Source organism: Pseudarthrobacter naphthalenicus (assembly GCF_029076445.1).
Classification (GTDB): domain Bacteria; phylum Actinomycetota; class Actinomycetes; order Actinomycetales; family Micrococcaceae; genus Arthrobacter; species Arthrobacter naphthalenicus.
Window position 1 is genome coordinate 1 of the sequence record NZ_JARESG010000013.1, and the last position, 23,096, is coordinate 23,096.

A 23,096-nucleotide genomic window follows, 5' to 3' on the forward strand; every position below is an offset into this window, starting at 1 on the left:
CTTCAACATTTTCAAGCAATGGCGCAGCATCGCCACCCGATACGACAAGCTCGCCATCACCTACCGCTCCGGGGTCGCCCTCTACTCCGTCCTCATCTGGCTACGCCAATAAGGAGACACGCCCTAGCTCCGGACGGGCTCTTTCCTGCCCCTGAGCTTGTCCCAGCGTGCCTGCAGGCCCCACCGGGTCACGTTGATCATGGCCTCAACCACAATGTTGCCGCTCATTTTGGACGCGCCCAGCTCGCGTTCAACGAACGTGATGGGCCGCTCCTCGATTCTGAGACCCATTTTGGCAACCCGCCATGCAAGGTCCACCTGGAATCCGTAACCCACCGAATCGACCTGGTCGAGGTTGAGTTTTTCCAACGTGGATCTGCGGAAAGCACGGTAGCCGCCGGTGACGTCCTTGATCTTCAGCCCCAGCATCAGCCGTGCGTAGGTGCTGCCAACACGTGAAATCGCCTGGCGGTACAGGGGCCAGTTGACCACGCTGCCACCCGGTACCCACCGGGAACCCATCGCCAAATCGGCGCCCTGATCAACGGCTTCCAGCAGTTGGGGCAGCTGTTCTGGCTGGTGGGAGCCGTCAGCGTCCATTTCCACCAGAACCTCGTAGCCGGCCTCCAGGCCCCATTTAAACCCGGCGATGTAGGCAGCACCGAGGCCTTCCTTGCCCTTGCGGTGCAGGACATGGACCTGGGAGTCGGCAGCCGCAATACTGTCCGCCAGTTGCCCGGTACCGTCCGGGCTGTTGTCATCCACCACCAGTACATCCGAGGCGGGTACGGCCACCCGCAGGCGCTGGAGGGTCTTGGGCAGCGATTCCAGCTCGTTGTAGGTCGGAATAATGGTTAGGACGCGCACAAAGGGCCTTCCTGGACGGGAGCGGTCGGAGCACCTGATCATCAGCTATGTTGCCGGCTGGCAGGCGCAACTACCCATTATAGGGCGCCCGCCCGCACATCGGATCAGGAACGCAGGGCCGGACTGGAATAGAGCTCCTGACCGTCCCGGACAGTCTGCAGGCACACCGGATCACTGCCAGTGTCCAGCGCCGGAAGAAGCGGTGTGCGTGCGCGCGGATCCGTACTCCACGACTGCACCCGACCATCCGCCACCTGGACCATCAGTTCTTCCACGTCCCAGACCGCGAAACTGGCCGGGGCGCCGGGAACCAGCTGGCCGGCCATCGGATTGTGGTGCTTCGCTGCACGCCACCCGGCCCGGGTGTGGCCCAGGAACGCAGCCCGCGCCGAGATCCGCTCAGCCTCGTTGTGGTGTTCCAGGCAGGCCCGAACGCTGGACCACGGCCGCAGCGGCGTCACCGGGCTGTCGCTGCCGAAGGAAATGGGGACCCCGGCCGAATAGAACGAAGCAAAGGCGTTCATGTTCCCGCTGCGGTCGCCGAGTCGCTGCTGGTACATCCCGCCGTCGTTCCCCCACGCGGCGTCGAAGCGTGGCTGGGCGCTGACCGTGACTGCGTAACGTGCGAGCTGTTGGATCGCGCTGGCGTCGGCCAATTCCACATGTTCGAAACGGTGGCCGGCAGCGCGGATCCTCTGCTCCCCCACCTCACCGGCGGCGAGCTCCAGGGCCTCCAGCACGGCGTCCAGGCCGGCGTCACCGATGACGTGGAAACCGCCTTGGATTCCCAGGAGGGAGCAGGCTGCCAGATGGGCGCCGGCCTGGGCGGCCGTGACATACAGGTTTCCCCGCCCACCCGGCGCGTCGGCGTAGTCCGCCCGCAGTGCGGCCGTCCGGGAACCCAGGGAACCGTCGATGTTCAGGTCGCCGGCAAGACCGCGGACGGGCACACCCAGCCCGGCCAAAAGTTCCCGGGCGTGCTCCTCCGAGGTTGCCAGTTCGCCCCAGTAGGGCAGGACCTCAGGCATGGCCCGTCCGGCTGTGTCGGTGTTCCAAGCGCCGGCGAGGCGAAGGTCCTCGAGCCCGCTGATGTGCGGCGCGGCCATCTCCGCGACGGCCACGTAGCCGTTCGCAGCGGCTTCCGTGAGCGCGCGCTGCTGGTAGCCGCGGACACTCGATTCGGGCAGCCGCCGCGCTGCCTGGCGTGCAGCCGTGTGAGCAGCCCGGAAGACCTGTGTCCCCGAACCATAACCGTCCAGGCCGGTGATTCCGGCGTCGGCAACAAGTGAGGCGGAAACCAGGGCTGAATGCGCGTCCACCCGCGACAGGAAGACGTGCCGGCCCCCGGCGGCCTGTTCCAGTTCGTGGACTGTGGGCAGGGCTGGGTCTTCCCAGACGGACTCGTCCCAGCCATGGCCCAGGACCGGGCCTTCACCCCGGGAAGCAGCCACCGCGTCGAGGAGTTGCCGTGCGGAGCGGACATTGCCAAGTTGAAGCCCATCCAACGCAATGCCGGTCTCCGTGAGGTGGACGTGCGAGTCCACAAATCCGGGCGCAACGAGGGCACCGTGAAGATCAATGATCTCCATGGAGGAGTCTGCGATGGAGGATGCTGCCTGTTCGGAGCCCACCCACGCGACAGTGTCGCCGTCCACCACCATGGCGGTGGCCAGCGGATCGGCTGCAGAGTACACGGAGCCATTCCGGTACAGAACCACCTTTCGTTCGGACGGGGCGGGCACGGAGGGACGTTCAGTCATGGGCAAGGCTCCTGGATGGGGGACGCAGCAAACGCTGCTGATGATGGAAACTGCTGTGGGGACGGCGTGCGGCCGCGCTGGTACAGAGGACGGGATGGTTCAAAGGACGGAATGGTTCACAGGACGGAGGAGTAAGCCACCACGCCGCGGCGGATGAGCGAGATGGCTTCCGAACACAGCCTTGCCAGCCGTGGATCCAGGCCCGGAATCTTGGCCAACTGGTCCAGAAGGTCGATGACCTGCTTAACCCAGCGGACAAAGTCTCCTGCGGCCAGGTCCGTTCCGTTCAGCACCTCCTGGAGGTGCCGGCCCTTCGCCCACTTGTACATGGGCCACACCAGCCCCAGCTCGGGTTCACCGGTCAGCGGCAGCTTGTTTTGCTCCTCCACGTCTTCAAGGGCTGACCACTCACGGACTACCAGGTCCACGGACGATTCGAGTGCGATGCTGGGCATCCGCGGGCGGAGGCCCCTGTCCTCGCGCTTGGCCTGGTAGACCAGGACGCTCGCCAAAGCTGCGACCTCGACGGCGTCCAGGTCATCAAAGGCACCCAAACGCAGCGACTGGGAGATCAGGAGGTCCTTCTCGCCGTAGATCCGGCGCAGGCGCTGGCCATCCGTGCTGATGGACAGGCGGCCATCAGTACCGGCCTCCAGATAACCGTAGGCCGAGAGGACGTCGCAGACCCGGTCAAAGGTCTTGGCAATGGTGTTGGTGCGCCCTTGGATCTGACGGATCAGACCGTCCGTTTCCCGGCGCAGCTTCCACCAACGCTCCGACCAGCGGGCATGGTCCTCACGCTCGCTGCACCCGTGGCACGGGTGGGCCCGGAGTGCCCGGCGCAGCTCGCTGATCCGTTTTTCCTGGGTGGGCGTGACGCTGCCAAGCCCGAAGTCGGTACTGCGGCCCGGAGCCGGCGGGCGGTTTTCACGCAAGGCATTGCGGGCGGACGAGGCAAGATCGCGCCGGGATTTGGGCACCTTGGCATTAAACGCCTTGGGAATCCGAATCCTGGTCAGGGGAGAAATCGGGCCTTCAAGGTCTTCGGTGCCGATCCGGCGGAGCTGGTTGTCCAGCGTCAGAACGGCGGGCCGCGGCTCCCGGCCGCTGTGGTCCGAACTGAGCACCACGGCCAGGCCGGGCGCGCGCCCGCCCGGCACGTCCACAACGTCGCCGGGCATGAGCCGGGCCAGCGAGTCTTCGTTGAGGGACTTCCTGGCACGGGACTTTGTGCGTGAGGTGATGTTTTCGGCGTCGGAGAGCTCGCGGCGGAGCCGGGCATACTCGGTGAAGTCACCGAGGTGGCACGTCATCGATTTGGCGTAGCCCGCGAGGGACTCTTCCCTGCTGCGCACCTGCTTGGCGAGGCCAACCACGGACCGGTCGGCCTGGAATTGGGCGAACGAGGACTCCAGGATTTCGCGGGCGCGGGTCCGGCCGAACTGGGCCAGCAGATTGATGCTCATGTTGTAGGTGGGTCGGAAACTTGAATTCAGAGGGTATGTTCGGCGGGAAGCAAGTCCTGCCACCGCGGCCGGATCCGTACCGGGCTGCCAAAGGACAACGGCATGGCCCTCGACGTCGATGCCGCGACGGCCGGCCCGGCCGGTCAGCTGCGTGTACTCCCCCGCCGTGATGTCCACGTGGGCTTCGCCGTTAAACTTGTCCAGCTTTTCCAAAACGACAGACCGGGCCGGCATGTTCACGCCCAAGGCAAGAGTTTCGGTGGCGAAGACCGCCTTGACCAGGCCCTCAACGAACAGCTTTTCCACCACCTCCTTGAAGGTGGGCAGCATCCCCGCATGGTGGGCGGCGAATCCCCGCAGCAGGCCCTCCCGCCACGTCCAGAAACCCAGAACGTCCAGGTCGTCGGACGGGATGTCCTGTGCGGCCTCGTCAACGCGACCGGCGATGATCCGCTGCTCCTTCTCCGTGGTCAGCCACAGGCCTGAGGATACGCATTGAGCCACCGCGGCGTCGCACCCGGCCCGGGAGAAAATGAAGGTGATGGCGGGGAGCAGGTCCTGCCGGTCCAGGCTGGCGATCACCTGGGGCCTGCTGGCCCTCCGGGCCGCGCCGGGTTGGGAACCCTGCGGAGCGCGGGCATCAGAGCGCTGCTTGTGCTGCCGGCGCTGGCTGCGTCCGCCGTGGCCGAACCGGCCGCGGAAGCTGTCCTGACTTTCGCTGCGGGCCATTGCCAGCAGGTCGGGGTTGACTTCGAAGCCCCGGCCGGCCCCGCCATCGCGGAGCGGGAGGCCCCGCCCAGGCTCCGTCGCTTCACGGACCGCCAGGGGTGTACCGGTCTCCGCGTCGGCCGGCGGCGCAATTTCGTCGAACGTGGTTTCCCCGGCGAACAGGTCCACGATTTCCCTGCCCACCATGACGTGCTGCCACAGAGGCACGGGCCTGTGCTCCGAGACAATGATGTCCGTGTCACCGCGCACGGTATCCAGCCACGCGCCGAATTCTTCCGCGTTTGAAACCGTGGCGCTGAGGGACACAACCTGGACTTCACTGGGAAGGTGGATGATCACTTCCTCCCACACTGCGCCGCGGAACCGGTCCGCAAGGTAGTGGACTTCGTCCATCACCACAAAGCCGAGGTCGTCCAGGGTGGCCGAGTCGGCGTACAGCATGTTCCGAAGGACTTCTGTGGTCATGACCACCACGGGGGCGTCGCCGTTGATGCTGGTGTCCCCGGTCAGCAGCCCGACGTTTTCCGCCCCGTACTTTTCCGCGAGTTCGGTGAACTTCTGGTTGCTCAGAGCTTTGATGGGGGTGGTGTAGAAGGCCTTAAGGTGCCGCTCCAACGCGAGGTAGATGGCAAACTCGCCCACGATGGTCTTTCCGGCACCGGTAGGGGCCGCAACCAGCACTCCCCTGCCTTCCTGCAGCGAGCGGCAGGCAAGACGCTGGAATTCGTCAAGTTCGAAATCGAGGGTGCGGACAAAACCGCCGAGGTAGGTGCGCGCCTCGGCTGTGCGTTCCGCGCTGGCCCGGTAACTTTCAGAGGGCGAGAGCGGCCCGGAAATAGAGGACATGCTTCAAGCCTAATGCGCTGCGCCCTACAGGTTCTTCAGTTCGCTGCCAGGGGTTGCGATGTCGGCTGTTGCGTCCGTCTCGGCAACCCGTTTCGCCTGCCTCTTGTCCCGGCGCTTGTCGTTGAAAATACACAGCCCGATGGCCGCGAAAAACAGGACCAGCAGTGGGGCGGCCAGCAGGAACATGGACAGCGCGTCCGTCCCCGGCGCGGCAAGTGCGGCCAGGACAAAAACGAGGAAGACGATGATCCGCCAGGCTTTGAGGATGGTCCGGCCCCGCACCACTCCGGCCATGTTGATGCCGACCAGAATCACGGGAACCAGGAAGGAGACACCCAGGATCAGCAACATCTGCGTGGCGAAGGTGAGGTAGTCGGTGGCGGAAATGTTGTTCGCGCCGGTTTGCGGCGTGAACTGAAGCAGAGCCCTGACTACCGTAGGAAAAACAAGCCACGCAACGTACACGCCGGCCAGGAACAAAGGCACCGCCGCCGCCATAAAACCGAGCGTGTAGCCTCGCTCCTTGCGGGTCAGGCCCGGGGTGATGAACGCCCAGACCTGATAGATCCAGACAGGGCTGGAGATCACCAGCCCGATCTGGATGGCAATCTGGATTTTGAAGGCAAACGGGTCCGCGATGGTGGCGAAGTTAAGGACGGCCGTCCGGCCGGTCTCGTGCGCTATGGAGATCAGCGGAGCCGACAGGCTGCTGACGACGGGATCGTAAAGGAACCAGCCGCCGACGGCAGCGAGCACCACCGCAATTGCTGATTTGATCAGCCGGTTCTTGAGCTCCTTGAGGTGGTCCCAAAGAGCCATCCGCCCCTCAGGGTTGGATTTACGGCCCCGCGTCAGTGCCACTGTGCGTTATGCGCGGTTCGACGGCGGAACGTCGGTGCCGTTGGTCGGCTCGCCGTGCTGGGTCGGTGCAGGATTCGGGTGCGGATGGTTAACGACTTTGCCCTCCACCGGTCCCGATTCGGTGTCTGTGGCGTCGGTCTTGCCGTCGTTCTTCATTTCCTTGACTTCGGACTTGATGATCCGCATGGACTGGCCCAGGCTGCGGGCCATGGCAGGGAGTTTAGGCGCGGCAAAAAGCAACAGCGCAACAACGATGATAATGACAATTGGCCACGGGCCATCAAAGAGTCTTCCCACGGGAATTCCTTTCCTCTTACAACATCCTACGTCTAATTGAGATCCAGATCGCGAAGTGACTGGGGCTGTCCCCGGTCGTGCTTGCGCTGTACCCGCCGTTGGCGGCGGTCCTCCCGGCGGGATGACTTGGATGCGTCGTAATCATGTCGCATCCGGGCCGGAGAGGCAAAAACGGCAGCTCCCGGCTCAACCTGTGTTGAATGCTGCAGCTCGCCGGTGGTGGCCGGGGACGGGGCTACTGCCAGGTGCCCGAGTTTCGAGCTGGCCGCACCCAGGTCTTTCAGTACCGCCATGCCCTGGCGGTACAGCCGGATGCCCAGGAGGACATAAAAGAGCAACGACACGGCAATAAGCGCTATCCAGATCAGGATCCAAGACCACCAAGGCATGCTGACGAGTCTAACTGCCGTACCGCGCGAGGGCCGCCTCGATCCAGCTCCGGGCTGCGGCTGCAAGCTCCGAAGGCTCAAGGATTCTGGCCTTGCCGCCATGTTGCGCCACAAACATCGGAAGCCAGGTCGTGTTGCCGAACCTGATTTCCGCCACCAACCCGCCGTCCGGCAGGTGCGCCACCCTTTCCGCGTAGTAATCGTCGGCAAGGCCGGCGCCCTGCCTGGTGAGGTGTACCAGGACGAGGGTGTCGTCGTCGTTCGGCGTAAACAACTTGGCCGGGAACCCTTCCTCCGGCCGGATCGGCGTGGCGGCAGGCAGGCCGTTCGGCCGCACTTCCTGGATCCGATCCAGCCTGAAGTTCCGCAAACCGTCCGCGGAGTGGCAGTACGCCTCGACGTACCACGTGTTGTCCAGCGAGTACAGGCGGAGCGGGTCAACGTCCCGTTCGGAGACCTGGTCGCGCTGGGCGGAGAAATAGACCAGCCGCAGTTGGGCGCGGTCCCGGATGGCGTTCCGGACCACTTCCAGCACGGCCGAATCCGCGGGCCCGACCTCCGGGCCTGCCAGGGATGCTGCCCGCAGCCCCTCTTCCCCCGCGGCAGCCATCAGCTTGAGGGTGACCGACTCCAGGGCGCCGCCCTCGGCAAGCTCCGGGAGCCCGTTCAAGGTTTCCAGTCCGGTCAGGAGCGCACAGGCTTCGTCCACGGTGAACCGGACCGGCCGGGTGAGGTCCAGGTCCTGGGTGATGTAGACGTGGCCTTCCTCCCAGTTGATGTCGAGAAGGTCGTCGGGGTATCCCTCGGGCAGCCCCGAGCAGATGAGGATCCGGAGGTCATTTTCGAGCTCTCCGGGGGTGATTCCGAAACGTGCGGCGACGTCCTCGATGTGGAGGCCCTGGTTGTGGACCAGGAAGGGCACCAGCTGCAGCATCCGCTTCAGCTGGTCCTCCGAAGTCCGCTTCCGGGTCTGCCGGCCGGCCGGGGAGTCGGCGAAGCGGTAGTCCGGTGCGGGAGCCGCGCAGAACGCTGCGGCGCTTTGCAGCCGGTTCCGCACGGCGGCCACCAGTTCTTGCGGCTCCCGGGCGACGGCGTCCGGACCGTAGGAGGCGAGCTCTTCGGCGAGCACCTCAACGTCCCGGAAGTCCACCTGCAGCCGTTCGTCGCCGCCGTCGGGCGCTCCCGCGGTGGAGGCAGGCGCCCGCAGTGCCCGCCGCCGCAAGCCGAGGAGGCGGCCCTCCCGGACATCCACGACGGCGGTGCGGAGCGGGAGTTCGGGGAGCTTGCCCAGTTCCTCGCGGATGTTGAAGTTCGGCGGCGGAGTGTAGGTTTCCTTGTCAAGGACGGAGACGGCGCCCGTGAAGCGGGAGAGCCTGAAATGGCGGGGCGCCTGGCGGCTCCGGTCGAAGCCGGTCAGGTACCACTGGCCAAACCGGCTGCCGAGGCCCCACGGCTCTACCGTTCGCAGTTCTTCCTTGCCCGTGGTGCCGGCAAGGTAGGAGAAGCTGACGGGGTGCTGGGCGTGCATGGCCGCCACCAGGTCATCGAAGGCCTGGCCGGCGGGCCTGATCCGGGGCTGGACTCCTACGGGAAGCTCGATGTCCGCGAGCGTTCCGGAGGCCTGCAGCTTACGCAGGGCGTTGGCGGCCGCCGTGCCCAGGGCGGCGCGCTCCCACAGCTGGGAGGCCAGCAGCAGGACGGTCCACTCCCCCGGGCTGAGCTGGACGTCGGGCAGCCGGTTGGATTCCTTGCCGATGCGGTAGCGCGTCGTGGCCGGGTCGTCTTCGCTCCACCCGTGGTCGGTGACTGTTTCCACATCAAAGCCGAATTGGCGGAGATCGTTTTTGTCCCGCTCGAACATTCGGCCGAACGCGACGTCGTTGCCGGAGGTGTCGTGATAGACCTTTAGCCGCAGCTCCGAACGGCGCAGGCCGTATTTGGTGTTCAGCAGGGCTATCAGCAGGTTCAGCAGACGTTCAGTACGGGATACGGGCACTCTGGCTACGTTACTAAACTCATCCGCGGAACGCAGAAGGCGCGGCAACAACAGGAAGACAGCTCCTGATTGTTACCGCGCCCTGGCCTTTCGGCGACCTTACGGTGTTCGGGTCAGCGCACGCCGACCAGGTCCACAACGAAGATCAGTGCTTCGTTGGGTCCAATGGCGCCACCGGCACCGCGGGAGCCGTAGGCAAGCTCGGAGGGAATCTCAAGACGACGGCGGCCGCCCACCTTCATGCCGAGCAGGCCCTGGTCCCAGCCCTGGATGACCTGGCCGACGCCCACGCGGAAGTCCAGCGGTGCGCCGCGGCCCCAGGAAGCGTCGAATTCCTCGCCCGTGGACCAGGCCACGCCGACGTAGTGGGTGGAGACGGTGTCGCCCTTCTTGGCCTCGGCACCGTCACCTTCGATCAGGTCCGTGATGACCAGTTCGGTGGGGACATCGCCCTGCGGGAAATCGATTTCCGGCTTCTGGCGGTCGAAATTACGCTGACCAAATGACATGGTTGCTCCTTCTGATTGGGTGCGTGATGGTTGGAAGTTACTTGACGCCGAGGATATCCACAACAAAGACAAGGTCACCCTTGGCTTCGCCCTGACCGGCATCACCGTACGCGAGGTCCTTCGGGACGACCAACAGGACCCGTGAGCCGACCGTCTTGCCGGTGAGCCCCTGCGTCCAGCCCTTAATGACACCCGTCAACGGGAAGCTGGCGGGCTGGCCACGGTCGAAACTCGAATCAAACTTGGTGCCGCCCACGAGGTTCACACCTACGTAATTGACGGTGAGCGTGTCGGTTTCTTTGACCTCCACACCCTTGCCCTTGATCAGGTCCTGGGCCACCAGAGCCGTCGGGGCAGCAGCGCCGTCCACGGATATCTCGGGAACGCCCTTGTCGTTTTCCTTAACGGTCGGGAGGCCGGCCGGCGGTGTGACAGGATCGCCTTCGGGCTTCTCAAGCGGCGGCGTGACGTCCTTCGCGGAAATCAGCTTGATCAGCAGCAGCTGGGTGGGCTGGGTGGCGGCGCTCGGCGTGGGGCTCGGTGTGGCGCCGTCCGGCGCGGCACTGGCAGGCGCGGCCGTCTGGCCGGGAACTGCCAGAGCCAGCGTGGAACCAATTTTGGCTCCCACAAAGGCGTTGTAGACCAGGGAGTTGCCGGTCTTCATGTCATCGCTGAGCTCGAGTGCCTCAGGTTCGGCCGGGAAGGTGTCCTCCAGCGTGGAACCGTCTGCGCCGCTCACGGCGAGGATGGAGATGTTGGCCACCTGGTTGGCTTTGATTCGGTCACCGTTGCCCTCGGTGACCACCTTGACGGTAGGCTCCGTCACCTCAAGAGGCTTGGTGAACTCCACTCCGGGAGCTTTCTTGTCCCCGTTATCCGTCAGCTTCAGGGAGTCGAACTTGGCAGTGTCACCGGCCGCCTGGCTGGTGGGTTCCGGTGCCGCGGGCGTACCGCCGCAAGCGGTAAGCAGCAGCAGACCGGGGAGAAGGATCGCTAGGATTCGGCGCACGTAAGAGAACTTTCGTCGGGGCAGGGTGGACGCGGTACCGGAACAGGCGCCCGGCACCGCTGCAGGGCCAAAGAATGGCCCTGTCAAGGATAGCCCCTGAACCTGAACGTCAGCCCATAGAACCGAGGAGAGCGTCCACCCGGTCATCGACGCTGCGGAACGGATCCTTGCACAGGATGGTCTGATGGGCGCGGTCATTGAGCTTCAGGTGCACCCAGTCCACGGTGTAGTCCCTGCCCAGTTCCTGCGCCCGCCGGACGAAGTCACCCCGGAGCTTGGCCCGCGTGGTTTGCGGCGGCACGTCCACTGCATCCTTGATGACGGTGTCGTCTACGATCCGGCGCACCGCTCCCCGTGACTGCAGCAGGTAATACAGGCCGCGCGTCCGCGAAATGTCGTGGTAGGTCAGGTCCAGCTGGGCGATCCGGGGAGCATCCAGGCCCAGACCGTGCCGCTCCCGATAGTTGTCCATCAGCTTTTTCTTGATGGCCCAGTCGATCTCGGTGTCGATGGTGCTGGTGTTTCCGCTTTCGATGGCCTTCAGCGTCCGTTCCCACAGGTCGAGGATCAGCGGAACGTGGGGGTTGTGCGCACCGTGTTCCTGGACGAACGCCGTGACTTTGGTCAGGTACTCCTGCTGGATCTCCAGGGCAGTGAGCTGCCGCCCGTTGGCCAGCCTGACCAGTGCCCGGCCGCTGAGATCGTGCGAGATCTCCCGGATGCTGCGGATGGGATTCTCCATCCGCATGTCCCGCATGATTACCCCGGCTTCGATCATGCGGAGGATGAGGTCCACCGTGCCGACCTTGATCAGGGCTGTGCTCTCGGACATGTTCGAGTCACCCACGATGACGTGGAGCCGCCGGAAAAATTCGGCGTCGGCGTGCGGCTCGTCCCTGGTGTTGATGATGGGCCGGGACCTGGTGGTGGCCGACGAGACACCCTCCCAAATGTGGTCGGCGCGCTGTGAGAACGCGAACGTCGCCCCGTGCGGCGTCTTCAGGATCTTGCCTGCACCCGCGATCAGCTGGCGGGTGACCAGGAAGGGGATGAGAATCTCCGCCAGCCGGGAAAACTCGCCCCGGCGCGGGATCAGGTAGTTCTCATGGCTGCCATAGGAATTGCCGGCAGAGTCGGTGTTGTTTTTGAAGAGATAGACGGTGCCGTTGAAGCCCTCGGCGGCCAGCCTGGCCTGCGCCTCGTCCACAAGGTCATCGAGGATGAGCTCGCCGGCCCGGTCATGCGCGATCAGCTGGGCGAGGTCATCGCACTCGGCGGTGGCGTACTCGGGGTGGGAGCCGACGTCGAGGTAGAGCCGCGAGCCATTGGTCAGGAACACGTTGGACGAACGCCCCCAGCTGACCACCTTGCGGAACAGGTATCGGGCCACCTCCTCCGGTGCCAGTGGGCGTGAATCGGGACTCGAATACGAGATCCCGAATTCGGTTTCAATACCGAAGATCCTCTTATCCATCTCAGGCCTCCTCCGCCAGCAGCGCCGTAATGTCGGCATCGTTCAATCGCCGGAACGCCCGGCGGAAGCCGCGGGCCGTTTCCGACTGCCTGTCCAGGACGGCCACCTCTACGGCCTTCGCCGGAAGGGTCGCTCCTGACTCGCCCTGCTCAGTGCCGGTGGCGAGGCCGCCGATCGCCAGCCGGACCGCGTCAGCAAAGCGCAGCGAGGACCGCCAGCCGTCGGCAATCACGGCGGAAACCCGCTCCGCCTGGCCGCCCATCACGATGAAGCCGTGTTCGTCCGCGATCGACCCGTCGAACGTCAGCCGGTAAAGGTGGTCCTGCTCCGGGGATGCGCCTACTTCGGCGACGGCCAGTTCCACTTCGAATGGCTTCTGTTCGGCTGTGAAAACGGCGCCCAGGCTTTGCGCGTAGACGCTCGCGAGGCCGCGGGCTGTCACGTCCTCGCGGTCGTAGGAGTAGCCCCGGACGTCGGCGTACCGGACGCCTGCCTGGCGCAGGCTTTCAAATTCGTTGTACTTCCCGACGGCCGCGAAGGCGATTTTGTCGTAGATTTCACCGATCTTGTGCAGCGACGGCGAGGGGTTCTCGGCCACCAGGGCAATCCCGTCCTGGCAGCTGATGACCACCACGGACCTGCCGCGGGCGATGCCTTTCCGTGCGAAGTCCGCACGGTCCTTCATCAGTTGTTCTGGAGAAACGTAGAACTGCTGCGTCATCTCAGGCCTCCCGTCGCTCAGCGGACCTGGCGTCAATGATGCTCCCCGCAACGGCCGCAAGCTCCGGTTCGGGGATGCGCCGGGCACCCTCGCGGTTCACGGTGTACACCACCGGCCACAGTTGCCGGACCGGATCCGGGCCGCCGGTTGCGGAATCGTCGTCGGCTGCGTCATAGAGCGACTCCACCGCGACAGAAACTGCCTCCGCTTCCGTCAGGCCGGGGCGCCAGAGCTTTTTCAGGGCACCGCGGGCAAAAACCGAGCCGGAGCCCACCGTATGGTGCTCGCGTTCTTCGTACCGGCCGCCGGTGACGTCGTACGAGAACAGGCGGCCCACGCCGGCTGTGGTATCGAAACCGGCAAACAGCGGGACCACGGCCAGGCCCTGCAGGGCCATGGGAAGGTTCCCGCGGATCATGGCACCAAGCCGGTTGGCTTTGCCATCGAGGCTGAGGAGTGTGCCTTCAATTTTTTCGTAGTGTTCCAGTTCCACCTGGAAAAGCCGGGTCAGGTCAATGGCAATACCCGCAGTCCCTGCGATGCCCAGGACTGAGTACCGGTCCGCCGGGAAGACTTTCTCGATGTGCCGGCTTGCTATGACGTTGCCCATGGTGGCGCGCCGGTCCCCTGCCATCAGCACGCCGCCGCCGTAGCTCATTGCCACGATCGTGGTGGCGTGCGGCACCTGCAGCGGCGTAGCCTGCGCGGCTGCCGCAGTCAGCGAACGGTTGTACGGGAGCAGGTCCGGCCGGTCCCGCTGCAGATGCTCGGTAAATGACGACGTCGCGTTGCCGGCTACCTGGTTGGCGGTTGATTCCTGCACTGGTGCACTCCTTGAACGTGGTCCTTCTACGTCGGTACAGCTTTCGGCCGGTGCGCGGCTACCGCCCCGCGTGGATCCGGGTTACTGGCCGCCCTTTTGGACGAAGGCGCGGACGAATTCCTCGGCGTTGGACTCAAGGACGCCGTCGATTTCATCCAGGAGGTCATCTACGCCCTGGGTGGCGGCTGAAGCCTGCGCGTCGGGGGCCGCGGGCGGTGCCTCGGGGATGTCGTCTTCGACTTCACTGTCCCGCGACTGTGGCTGCTGTTGTTCCTGGCCTGCCATCTTAATCTCTCCTTCTGCGATCATCGGATCCGGGCGGATCTGCTGATACGCCCATATTGCCACGCTGTGAGCCCGTCGGGGCGGTTTACGCCGGAGGCGGAGCGCTGGTGTGCCCGAGGAGTTCCGCGAGGAACGGCCCGGCTGTGCGGTGCCGGGTGAAGAGTCCTCCCGTCAGGGCCTTGGTGCCGCGCAGCGGCTCCCTTGTCGGGACCCGCTGCAAGCGCCCGTAGCCGGGGACATCGAAGATGACAGAGTCCCAGCTGGCGCCTACCACGTCTTTGCCGAAACTGCTGACGCAGCGTCCGCGAAAGAACGCGCGGGTATCCGGCGGCGGTTCGGTCACAGCGGCGGCGATCACGGCGTCGTCGACAATCCGCTGCATCCGGTTCCTGGCCAGGAAACGGTAGTACAGGCCCTTTTCGGGCCTGATATCGGCCCATTGGAGGTCAACCAAACCCAGCCTGGCATCACTCCAGGCGAGATTGTCACGTTCCCGGTAGCCCTCCAGCAGCGAAAGTTTGGCCAGCCACTCAACGGACGTCGCCGCCGCACCCCGGTCGGCATCGAGCTGTGTCAGGGTGGTGGCCCAGCGTTCCAGAACGTCGTGGGTGTGGCCGTCCCCGTCCACGGCATCGGCAACGCCTGTGTCCTGCGCCAGTTTGGCCGCCGCCTCGTGGTACATCCATTGCAGATCCAACGCCGTCACCCGGCGTCCGTCCACCAACCTGAGTTTCGTGGTCAGGGAGGTATCGTGGCTGACCGCCTGAAGGGCCTGCACCGGCTCGTAGACCTCCACCTTGGGCGCCAGGCCGGCCTCAATCAGGCTGAGCACCAGCGCGGTGGTGCCGAACTTGAGGTAATTCGAGGACTGGCTGAGGTTCGCGTCGCCGATAATGACGTGCAGGCGCCGGTATTTGTCGGCAGTGGCGTGGGGTTCGTCCCGGGTGTTGATGATGGGCCGGCGGATCGTCGTCTCCAGCCCAACCTCGGCTTCAAAAAAGTCCGCGCGCTGGCTGATCTGGTAGCCGGCCGTGGAACTGTCCTGGCCGAGTCCCACGCGGCCGGAGCCGCAGATGATCTGGCGTGTGACGAAGAACGGGGTGAGGCCGCGCACGATGTCCCCGAACGGCACAGAGCGGGGCATGAGGTAGTTCTCATGGGAGCCATAAGAGACGGACTTGTTGTCCGTGTTGTTCTTGTACAGGTTGATCGGCGGAAGCTCGGGGTCCGCGGCAAGGCGCCGCACCGCTGCCAGCGCCACCTGATCCCCGGCGGCATCCCAGATCACAGCATCACGGGGGTTCGTCACCTCGGCGCTGGAATACTCGGGGTGGGCGTGGTCCACGTACAGCCGGGCGCCATTCCCGAGCACCATGTTCATCAGCAGGCTGCCGGACTCATCCTCGCCGTCCAGCTCAAGTTCCTCGCGGCCGTATGCCAGTGCCACCGCTTCGGCGTCGAGCACCGGCGGCTGGTCCGTGAGCTGGCTGGGGTGGGCGGAGGCGCGTTCAAGCGTCCAGCCACGGGCGTCGTGCAGCGGCTCCTCATCGGTGTAGTCCCACCGGGTTTCAGCCCCGCCTGCAGCCCGCTGCCGGGTCACCTGGGCGTATGCCTGGACTACGCGCGCAGACATCATGGTGGCGTTGGCTCCGGGGGCGGACGGGGCGTGGATGCCGTACTCCGTCTCGGCACCCATGACGCGCATGGCACCGCCGACGGGGAGCGATTCCCCTGCGGGTCGTTCCGGAACTGCGGTCATAGGTACTGTCCCGTGGTGGGCATCGTTTCGATGGACTTGCCGGGCTCCTGTCCTGCCTTGCCTTGGACAATGGTGCGGATGTACGTAATCCGCTCCCCCTTCTTACCGGAGATGCGTGCCCAGTCATCCGGGTTGGTGGTGTTGGGCATGTCCTCGTGTTCGCGGAATTCATCCACGACGGCCCGCAGGAGGTGCTCGATCCGGAGACCCTTCTGATGCAGGGTGAGAAGGTCCTTGATGGCGTACTTCTTGGCCCGGTCCACCACGTTCTGAACCACGGCGCCGGAATTGAAGTCCTTGAAGTACAGCATCTCGGTGTCACCGTTGGCGTAGGTGACTTCCAAGTACTCGTTGGATTTCTCCGTGGAGTACATGGCTTCAACCGTGCGCTGGATCATGGCGTCCACGGTGGCCTGGACGTCGCCGTCGTGTTCGGCGAGGTCAGACTCGTGGAACGGCAGGTCCGTGGTGATGTATTTGTTGAAGATGTCCGCCGCGGCTTCGGCATCAGGCCGCTGGATCTTCACCTTCACATCGAGCCGGCCCGGCCGGAGGATGGCAGGATCAATCATGTCCTCGCGGTTGGATGCGCCGATGACGATGACGTTGTCCAGCCGCTCCACGCCATCAATTTCGCTCAGGAGCTGAGGCACGATGGTGGTCTCGACGTCGGAGGAAATTCCCGTGCCGCGGGTGCGGAAGAGGGAATCCATCTCGTCAAAGAAGACCACGACCGGGCTGCCGTCCGAGGCCTTCTCCCGGGCCCGGGAGAAGATCAGGCGGATGTGGCGTTCCGTTTCGCCCACGTACTTATCCAGGAGTTCGGGGCCCTTGATGTTAAGGAAGTAACTCTTCAGGTCCACGTTGCCGGTCCGCTCCGCTGCCCGTGCAGCGAGGGAGTTGGCTACCGCCTTGGCAATAAGCGTTTTGCCGCAGCCCGGCGGACCATACAGAAGAATGCCCTTGGGGGCCTTCAGGCCGTGTTCCCGGTAGAGGTCCGGGTGCAGGAAGGGCAACTCCACGGCATCCCGGATCTGTTCAATCTGTGGGCCGAGACCGCCGATGTCCTCGTAGGTGATGTCCGGCACCTCTTCGAGGACCAGGTTTTCCACCTCGGAGCGGGGCACTTTTTCGAGGGCATAACCGGTGCGGGAATCGATTGAGAGCGCGTCACCGACCCTGAGCTTCTCGGCGAGGAGAGCGCCGGACAGCCTGATGACGCGTTCCTCATCCGCCCGGCCCACCACCAGCGCACGGTCCGTGCCCAGCATTTCCTTAAGGGTGGCGAGTTCGCCCGCGCGTTCATAACCCAGGCCGGCAACAATCAGCAGTGCCTCGTTGAGCAGGACTTCCTGGCCCACGGACAGCTGGCCGATGTTTACCAGCGGGCTGATTCCCACCCGCATTTTCCGGCCCGCGTTGAAGATGTCCGCAGACTCCTCGGTGACGGCCTGGCCGCTGTTCCCGGCTGATGGCATGCGCCGGGGATTGAGCTGCAGGATGGTGCCAAAGCTGTACGGCGGCTGGCCCTCCTGGTCCAGGGCATTTTTCAGGCGCAGGATCTCGGCTTTCGCCGCCTCCAGCATGCTGACCAGCTTGGTATTGTTCTGCGTTGCAGCAGCAAGCTGCCGGTCGATGTGCCGCAGTTTGTCCCGAAGGACATTGACCTGCCTGTCGGCAACGGACAGCTCATTGGCGGCAGCCTGCTCCGCCGGTGTACGTCCGGAGTCCTGATTCGGCGTCTCCATGATGCATCAGCCCCTTCCTGCGCTTCTTATTAAGACCTTAGCCCCAACTTGGCAGGTACTGCTGGAGACTCCCGAAATGTGGACTATTCCGTGATCTCCGGGCCGTCCTTGACGTTGGTTCCGGCGATGGCATCGCGTGCCGCGCGGCGGAGTTTCTTGTCCGAGACCAGCCGTTCACCCACTGCCCCGGGGGTCCAGGCGTTGACATCTTCCTCGTTGAAATCTGTCTTCGAAGGGCGGCGTTTCACGGAAATGCCGGTGACGCCGTCGGCAAGGCGGCGGGTGACCAGGAGGAAGCCCGTGTGGGCCACCATGCGGTGGTCCGGGCGGACCGCGAGCCCCTCCAGGTGCCAGCCGCGGACCATGGATTCCCAGGCGTCGGGTTCGGTGAACCGGCCATCTGCCCGGATGGCCTCGGCGGTCCGGGACAGTTGCGTGACGGTGGCGACGTAGTTGATCCAGACCCCGCCGGGTGCCAGCACCGTGGCGACGGCGTCGAGGCACTCCCAGGGAGCCAGCATGTCCAGGACGACGCGGTCGACGGAACCGGGAGCTTCGGTGCGGACCACTTCCTCCTGGAAATCGCCGAGTGAAATTTTCCAGGCGGGGTGCGGGCCGCCGAAGATCGTCTCCACATTGCCCCGGGCAATGTCTGCGAACTCTTCGCGGCGTTCGAAGGAATGGAGGTAGCCGTTGTCGCCCACGGCGCGCAGCAGCGAGATGGACAGCGCGCCGGACCCCACTCCGGCTTCAACAACCCTGGCACCGGGGAAGATATCGGCCATGGTGACGATCTGTCCGGCATCCTTGGGATACACCACCGCGGCGCCGCGGGGCATGGAAAGGACGAAGTCGGAGAGGAGCGGGCGCAGGGTCTGGTACTGCTGGCCAACGTTGTTGACCACCACCGAGCCGTCTGCCTTGCCGATGATCTCATCATGGTTGAGGAAGCCCCGGTGGGTGTGGAAGGCTCCCCCGCTTTCGAGGGTGATGGTGTTCATACGGCCGCGTTCGTCGGTCAGCTGGACCCGCTCGCCTTCACGGAAAGGTCCGCGGCGGCGGGCAGCACCTACCGGCTGGGTGACGCCGGCAGCCCCACTTGTGGTGGACAACGCCGTTGTGGATGGTGTTGCGGTATCGGCGGCAGATTCGCTGCTCATGAATTTCCTCGCTCCTGTAAGACTGTGGGCGCATACACGGAGTCTGACCGTCCGGCGCGTTCAGGCCCGGGGCAGCCTTCCGGCGGCAAGTGCAGGGCCGGCATGCAACTCTACCGGCTTTGGTTCTGCGGATGTTTCTTTGACCGGACGGCTTTGCCGGTGATGGCGCTCACGATGGCATTCTGCGACAGCAGTCCCGTCACAACGCCGTGGTGATCCACCACGGCATATTCCCGGCCCTCGAGCTGGGAGAGGTATTGGATCAGCTCCTGCCCCTGGGACCACTCGGGCACATAGGCGCCGGGCACGAGGGCGTACGAGACCGCCGTCGCAGGGGTGGATTCCGCAGCAGACTCGGGAACCGCAGCGAGGGCAGCCGGGTCGACCACGCCCTCCGGCCGGCCCTCGGGTCCGCAGGTCACCACCGCAGTCCCGTCCGTCGAGAGTCGCCGGATGTCGGCCACGGTGGCCGTGGCGGGAATGCCGACGGCGGGAGTTGCCAAGGCGGTTGCGCTCACCAGATGCAGCCTGCCGCGCAGGGTTCCCTGCTGGATTGCCGCGCTGGCACCCATCCACAGGAATCCGCCCACAAGGACGGTGATCATCAGGAAGCTGAAGTCAGGGGTGTCGCCGGACAGCAGCGGCATGACAATGAACCAAAGGCCCAAAGCCACCACAATAAGCCGGCCTGCCCAGCCGGCGGCGACGGTCCCCCTGGCCTGGCTGCCGGTGGCTTTCCAGACGGCTGATTCCACGATGCGTCCCCCGTCCAGCGGGAGTCCCGGCAGGACGTTGAAGATGCCGATGACGAAGTTGGCCCACATAAAGATGTTGGTCAGAGTGTCCGCCACAACGCCCAGGCTGCTGCCGGACAGCACAAGCCAGGCCCCGCCGGCGAGGACCAGGTTGGCGGCGGGTCCCGCCAGTGCCACGATGACGGAGCGGCCGGGCGACGCCGTGAAGTTCTCGAACTGGGTGTGGCCGCCCCAGAGGTTGAGGACGATTTTCTGCGTCGGCCAGCCGTAAATCTTGGCGGTGAGGGCGTGCGCCAGCTCGTGGACCAGGACCGAAATAAGCAGGAGCAACGCGTAGGCGAAGGCCACGTAGTAGGCGGTGGTGCCAAGGGCGGGATTTCGCTGAAGCAGGACCGGACCATAGACGATGACGGTAAAGGCGGCAATCACAAACCACGAGTAAGCCAGGATGACCGGGATCCCGGCGATCCGGCCGAGGCGGATCCCTTCCTTCCGGGCTGGGGCCGGCGTGTCGCTCAAGACAGGCTCCCAAGAGCCGGTTCCGAGCCGGACGCGGCTGCCAGGCTGCCCGCCGCAATGGCCTCCAGTTCGGACACGGAGCGCCCCGCCAGCGAAGACCAGGTTGTGTGCCGCGGATCCTCGGGGAGGGGAACAATATGCGGAATGGCCACGGTGGCGACGCCTGACGCGAGAGCCGCGGCAACGCCGGGTGCCGAATCTTCCAGCGCGACGCAGTGGTCGATGGTCAGTCCCGGGTCAGCCTCCTGAAGCAGTTCCACCGCCTTGAGGTACGCCTCCGGATGGGGTTTCCCCTGGGTGACGGTGTCTCCCGTCACCAGGAACTCAAAGTAGGGCTTGGGCAGGTTTGCCACGATCTCGCGGGCCAGGGGCCCTTCGGACATGGTCACCAACGCGCACCGCACGCCGGCCTGGTGCAGGTCATCGAGCAGTTCCCTCGCTCCGGGGCGCCACGGCACGGCGCGCTGGACGCTCTCAATGACCTCGGCAGTCAAGGCATCGATGATCTCCCTGGTCTCCAGCCGCACTCCTGCCTCCTGCAGGACCCCGGCCGAAAACGTCAGTGCCTGCCCCACGAGTTGGGTGGCCTGGTCGTGCGACCAGCTGCCGCCGTGGGCTTCCACGAGCGCGTGTTCCGCGGCGATCCAGTACGGTTCTGTGTCCACGATGGTCCCGTCCATGTCCCAAAGTACGGCGCGGAGCGGTGAATCGGAGGGTAAGGATCGCATGGCTTCAGTCTACGGTGCGAGGCTGAACGCCAGCCGTGGGGTACGCCCTTGGCGAATATGGCCCGCCGCGGGCAGGCGGAATCGCGGCCGGCGGCCTTTTTGGGACCTGTAGTCACTGCATCGCCCCGGTCCTTGGACGTAGGGTGAAGAAATGAATAGCTTCGACGGAGACACCACGGAACCAGGTGCCGCGCCTGAACAGGACCAGTTCCTGCTGCCAGTGGCTGACGGGGAGCGCATCACGGTGATGCTGGCGGCGTTTGAGGGCTGGAACGATGCCGGTGAGGCCGCAAGCGACTCATTGCGCTACCTCAACAAGGCATGGGGCGGTAAGAAGGTCGCGTCCATCGATGCCGACGAATACTACGATTTCCAGTTCACCCGCCCTACCGTCCGCCGGAACGCCGCAGGTGAACGAAAGATCAAGTGGCCCTCCACCCGCATCTACAAGGCGGCTGCACCGGATTCCAATGTGGACGTCATCTTTGTCCAGGGCATTGAGCCGTCGTACAAGTGGCGTGCCTACACGGCGGAACTGCTGGTCCATGCCGAGGCTTTGAAGGTTGACTATGTGGTCCTGGTGGGTGCGCTCCTGGCTGATGTCCCCCACAGCAGGCCGATTCCCGTGAGTACCTCTTCGGATGATCCCCAGTTGCGGGAACGGCTCAACCTGGAACCGTCCCAGTACGAGGGGCCGGTCGGCATTGTTGGCGTCCTGTCGGAGGTGGCATTGCTGGCAGGCATTCCCACCCTGTCCTTATGGGCGGCCGTCCCGCATTACGTCGCCCAGGCCCCTTCGCCCAAGGCGCAGCTGGCCCTCCTGAACCGGGTGGAGGAACTTCTCCAGGTCCCGCTGGACACTCACGAGCTGGCGGAGGAGGCGGCCGCCTGGGAGCGCGGGGTGGATGAGCTGGCCACCGAGGACCCGGAAATCGCCGCATATGTCCGGCAGCTGGAAGAGGCCAAGGACACCGCGGATCTCCCGGAGGCCAGCGGTGAGTCCATTGCCCGTGAATTTGAGCGTTACCTCAAACGCCGGGGCCGCGACAAACCCTAAAGCGGAGCCACAGTGGCCGTGCCGCTGCCGCGGTCACTGTGGCAATCACGGGTTGGAATCAGAGAACGACGCCGAGCAGCGCCTCGACGGCGTCGCTCACCAGGGCTTGATCCTGCTGGCAGCCGGGACCCGCTGCCGCCACGGCGCTTTCGGCCCACCGGTCTACCGCTGCCAGTGCCGCCGGGGCGTCCAGGTCTGCGGACAGGGCGGACCGCATGTCACGAATCAGACCTGCGGCGGAACCTGCCGGCGCCGTGGTCAGGGCCTGGCGCCACGTGGCAAGCCTGGTTTTGGCTTCTTCGAAGCCCTCGGCAGTCCACGACCAGTCCGACCGGTAGTGGTGGGCAAGAATGGCCAGCCGGATGGCGGCCGGTTCCTCGCCGTCTGCCCGGAGCTTGGAGACCAGCACCAGGTTTCCCTTGGATTTGCTCATCTTTTCACCGTCGAGCCCCACCATGCCTGCGTGGGCGTAGTGCTGGGCCAGCGGCACGCCGGTCAGCGAATAGGCGTGCCCGGCACCCATCTCGTGATGCGGGAAGATCAGGTCTGAACCACCGCCCTGGACGGTAAAGGGGGCGGGAAGATACTGCCGGGCAATAACCGTGCACTCGATGTGCCAGCCCGGCCTGCCCTGACCAAGCTCACCGCCGGGCCAGCTGGGCTCACCGTCGCGGGCTACCCGCCACAGCAACGGGTCCAGGGCCTGGTGTTTGCCGGCCCTGCCGGGGTCGCCACCGCGTTCGGCGAACAACTCCAGCATTTCGGCCTCCCCAAGGCGGGAGATCGAACCCAGGGTCCAGGCGTCCGGGGCCATTGATTGCTTCCCGGCGGCCTCGACGTCGTAGTACACATCGCCGTCGGGCTCTCCTGCGGCGCCGGCCACGCGGTAGGCAAGCCCGAGCTCGAGCAGCCGCTCAATGGCAGGAACTATCAGGCCCACGGATTCGACCGCGCCGACGTAGTGGTCCGGGGCGATGACGTTGAGGGCTTCCATGTCCGTCTGGAATAGCTCAATCTGGCTCGCCGCGAGGTCACGCCAGTCCACTCCGGTGGCTGTGGCGCGCTCCAACAGGGGGTCGTCGACGTCGGTGACGTTCTGGACGTAAGCGACCTTAAGGCCGGCGTCGCGCCAGACCCTGTTCAGGAGGTCGAACGCCACGTAGCTGGCGGCATGGCCCATGTGGGTGGCGTCATAGGGGGTGATGCCGCAGACGTACATCGACTGCTCACCACTGGCCGGCAGGCTGACCTCACGCCCCAGGGCGGTATCGAACAGACGGATGGCCGGAGTGGCGCCGGGCAGCACAGGAACAGGGCGGGAGATCCAGGATTTCACAG

General features: G+C 65.1%; 20 protein-coding genes and 1 pseudogene. 2 read left to right on the plus strand and 19 right to left on the minus strand.

Annotated elements, in window-relative coordinates; translation table 11 throughout:
* Positions 1 to 112 (plus strand): annotated as a pseudogene (locus tag PY310_RS13505) (IS5/IS1182 family transposase); the annotation flags it as partial.
* Positions 113 to 123: 11 nt separating this feature from the next.
* Here the strand turns inward: PY310_RS13505 and PY310_RS13510 are convergent.
* The 18 genes from PY310_RS13510 to PY310_RS13595 all read right to left on the minus strand — a co-directional run bounded on the left by PY310_RS13510 (position 124) and on the right by PY310_RS13595 (position 20,653).
* The gene (locus tag PY310_RS13510) at positions 124 to 867 is read right to left on the minus strand and encodes a polyprenol monophosphomannose synthase (protein WP_275214952.1); all 744 of its coding nucleotides are present in this window, start codon (positions 865 to 867) and stop codon (positions 124 to 126) included.
* Positions 868 to 971: 104 nt separating this feature from the next.
* Positions 972 to 2,627, minus strand: a complete 1,656-nt coding sequence (locus PY310_RS13515; RefSeq protein WP_275214953.1) for an amidohydrolase — start codon at positions 2,625 to 2,627, stop codon at positions 972 to 974.
* A 116-nt stretch (positions 2,628 to 2,743) separates the two neighbouring features.
* Positions 2,744 to 5,668, minus strand: coding sequence for a DEAD/DEAH box helicase (locus PY310_RS13520; RefSeq protein ID WP_275214954.1), 2,925 nt, complete (start codon positions 5,666 to 5,668; stop codon positions 2,744 to 2,746).
* 24 nt (positions 5,669 to 5,692) lie between these two features.
* Positions 5,693 to 6,487: a twin-arginine translocase subunit TatC gene (gene tatC / locus PY310_RS13525; protein WP_275214956.1), complete on the minus strand. Its 795-nt coding sequence runs from the start codon at positions 6,485 to 6,487 to the stop codon at positions 5,693 to 5,695.
* A 48-nt stretch (positions 6,488 to 6,535) separates the two neighbouring features.
* Positions 6,536 to 6,826: a Sec-independent protein translocase subunit TatA gene (gene tatA / locus PY310_RS13530; protein WP_275214957.1), complete on the minus strand. Its 291-nt coding sequence runs from the start codon at positions 6,824 to 6,826 to the stop codon at positions 6,536 to 6,538.
* 32 nt (positions 6,827 to 6,858) lie between these two features.
* Positions 6,859 to 7,215, minus strand: coding sequence for a hypothetical protein (locus PY310_RS13535; protein WP_275214959.1), 357 nt, complete (start codon positions 7,213 to 7,215; stop codon positions 6,859 to 6,861).
* A 10-nt stretch (positions 7,216 to 7,225) separates the two neighbouring features.
* The gene (locus PY310_RS13540; protein ID WP_275214960.1) at positions 7,226 to 9,211 is read right to left on the minus strand and encodes a helix-turn-helix transcriptional regulator; all 1,986 of its coding nucleotides are present in this window, start codon (positions 9,209 to 9,211) and stop codon (positions 7,226 to 7,228) included.
* 113 nt (positions 9,212 to 9,324) lie between these two features.
* Positions 9,325 to 9,720, minus strand: coding sequence for an FKBP-type peptidyl-prolyl cis-trans isomerase (locus PY310_RS13545; RefSeq protein WP_275214961.1), 396 nt, complete (start codon positions 9,718 to 9,720; stop codon positions 9,325 to 9,327).
* A gap of 37 nt (positions 9,721 to 9,757) precedes the next feature.
* A complete protein-coding gene (locus PY310_RS13550; RefSeq protein WP_275214963.1) occupies positions 9,758 to 10,729 on the minus strand; it encodes an FKBP-type peptidyl-prolyl cis-trans isomerase in 972 nt (323 codons plus the stop codon).
* 109 nt (positions 10,730 to 10,838) lie between these two features.
* Entirely contained in the window at positions 10,839 to 12,203 is a 1,365-nt protein-coding gene (gene pafA, locus PY310_RS13555; protein ID WP_275214964.1) for a Pup--protein ligase, read from the minus strand.
* Position 12,204: 1 nt separating this feature from the next.
* Positions 12,205 to 12,924 carry a proteasome subunit alpha gene (gene prcA / locus PY310_RS13560; protein ID WP_275214965.1) on the minus strand — a complete coding sequence of 240 codons (720 nt, stop codon included), beginning with the start codon at positions 12,922 to 12,924 and terminating at the stop codon, positions 12,205 to 12,207.
* 1 nt (position 12,925) lies between these two features.
* Entirely contained in the window at positions 12,926 to 13,747 is an 822-nt protein-coding gene (gene prcB / locus PY310_RS13565) for a proteasome subunit beta (protein WP_275214966.1), read from the minus strand.
* A gap of 81 nt (positions 13,748 to 13,828) precedes the next feature.
* A complete protein-coding gene (locus tag PY310_RS13570; protein WP_275214967.1) occupies positions 13,829 to 14,032 on the minus strand; it encodes a ubiquitin-like protein Pup in 204 nt (67 codons plus the stop codon).
* Between the two features lie 85 nt (positions 14,033 to 14,117).
* The gene (dop, locus tag PY310_RS13575) at positions 14,118 to 15,791 is read right to left on the minus strand and encodes a depupylase/deamidase Dop (protein ID WP_275214968.1); all 1,674 of its coding nucleotides are present in this window, start codon (positions 15,789 to 15,791) and stop codon (positions 14,118 to 14,120) included.
* Positions 15,788 to 17,539: a proteasome ATPase gene (gene arc / locus PY310_RS13580; protein ID WP_275214969.1), complete on the minus strand. Its 1,752-nt coding sequence runs from the start codon at positions 17,537 to 17,539 to the stop codon at positions 15,788 to 15,790. The genes dop and arc overlap by 4 nt, the downstream gene beginning before the upstream one ends.
* Before the next feature lie 83 nt (positions 17,540 to 17,622).
* A complete protein-coding gene (locus tag PY310_RS13585) occupies positions 17,623 to 18,699 on the minus strand; it encodes a tRNA (adenine-N1)-methyltransferase (protein WP_275214971.1) in 1,077 nt (358 codons plus the stop codon).
* Positions 18,700 to 18,809: 110 nt separating this feature from the next.
* Positions 18,810 to 19,973: a site-2 protease family protein gene (locus tag PY310_RS13590; RefSeq protein ID WP_275214972.1), complete on the minus strand. Its 1,164-nt coding sequence runs from the start codon at positions 19,971 to 19,973 to the stop codon at positions 18,810 to 18,812.
* The gene (locus PY310_RS13595; protein WP_419095493.1) at positions 19,970 to 20,653 is read right to left on the minus strand and encodes an HAD family hydrolase; all 684 of its coding nucleotides are present in this window, start codon (positions 20,651 to 20,653) and stop codon (positions 19,970 to 19,972) included. Before PY310_RS13595 ends, PY310_RS13590 begins: the two co-directional genes overlap by 4 nt.
* A gap of 199 nt (positions 20,654 to 20,852) precedes the next feature.
* Between PY310_RS13595 and PY310_RS13600 the strand changes: the two genes are divergently transcribed.
* Positions 20,853 to 21,758, plus strand: coding sequence for a PAC2 family protein (locus PY310_RS13600; protein ID WP_275214975.1), 906 nt, complete (start codon positions 20,853 to 20,855; stop codon positions 21,756 to 21,758).
* 58 nt (positions 21,759 to 21,816) lie between these two features.
* Here PY310_RS13600 and mshC read toward each other — a convergent pair whose 3' ends face one another.
* A complete protein-coding gene (gene mshC / locus PY310_RS13605; protein ID WP_275214976.1) occupies positions 21,817 to 23,094 on the minus strand; it encodes a cysteine--1-D-myo-inosityl 2-amino-2-deoxy-alpha-D-glucopyranoside ligase in 1,278 nt (425 codons plus the stop codon).
* Positions 23,095 to 23,096: the final 2 nt, after the last annotated feature.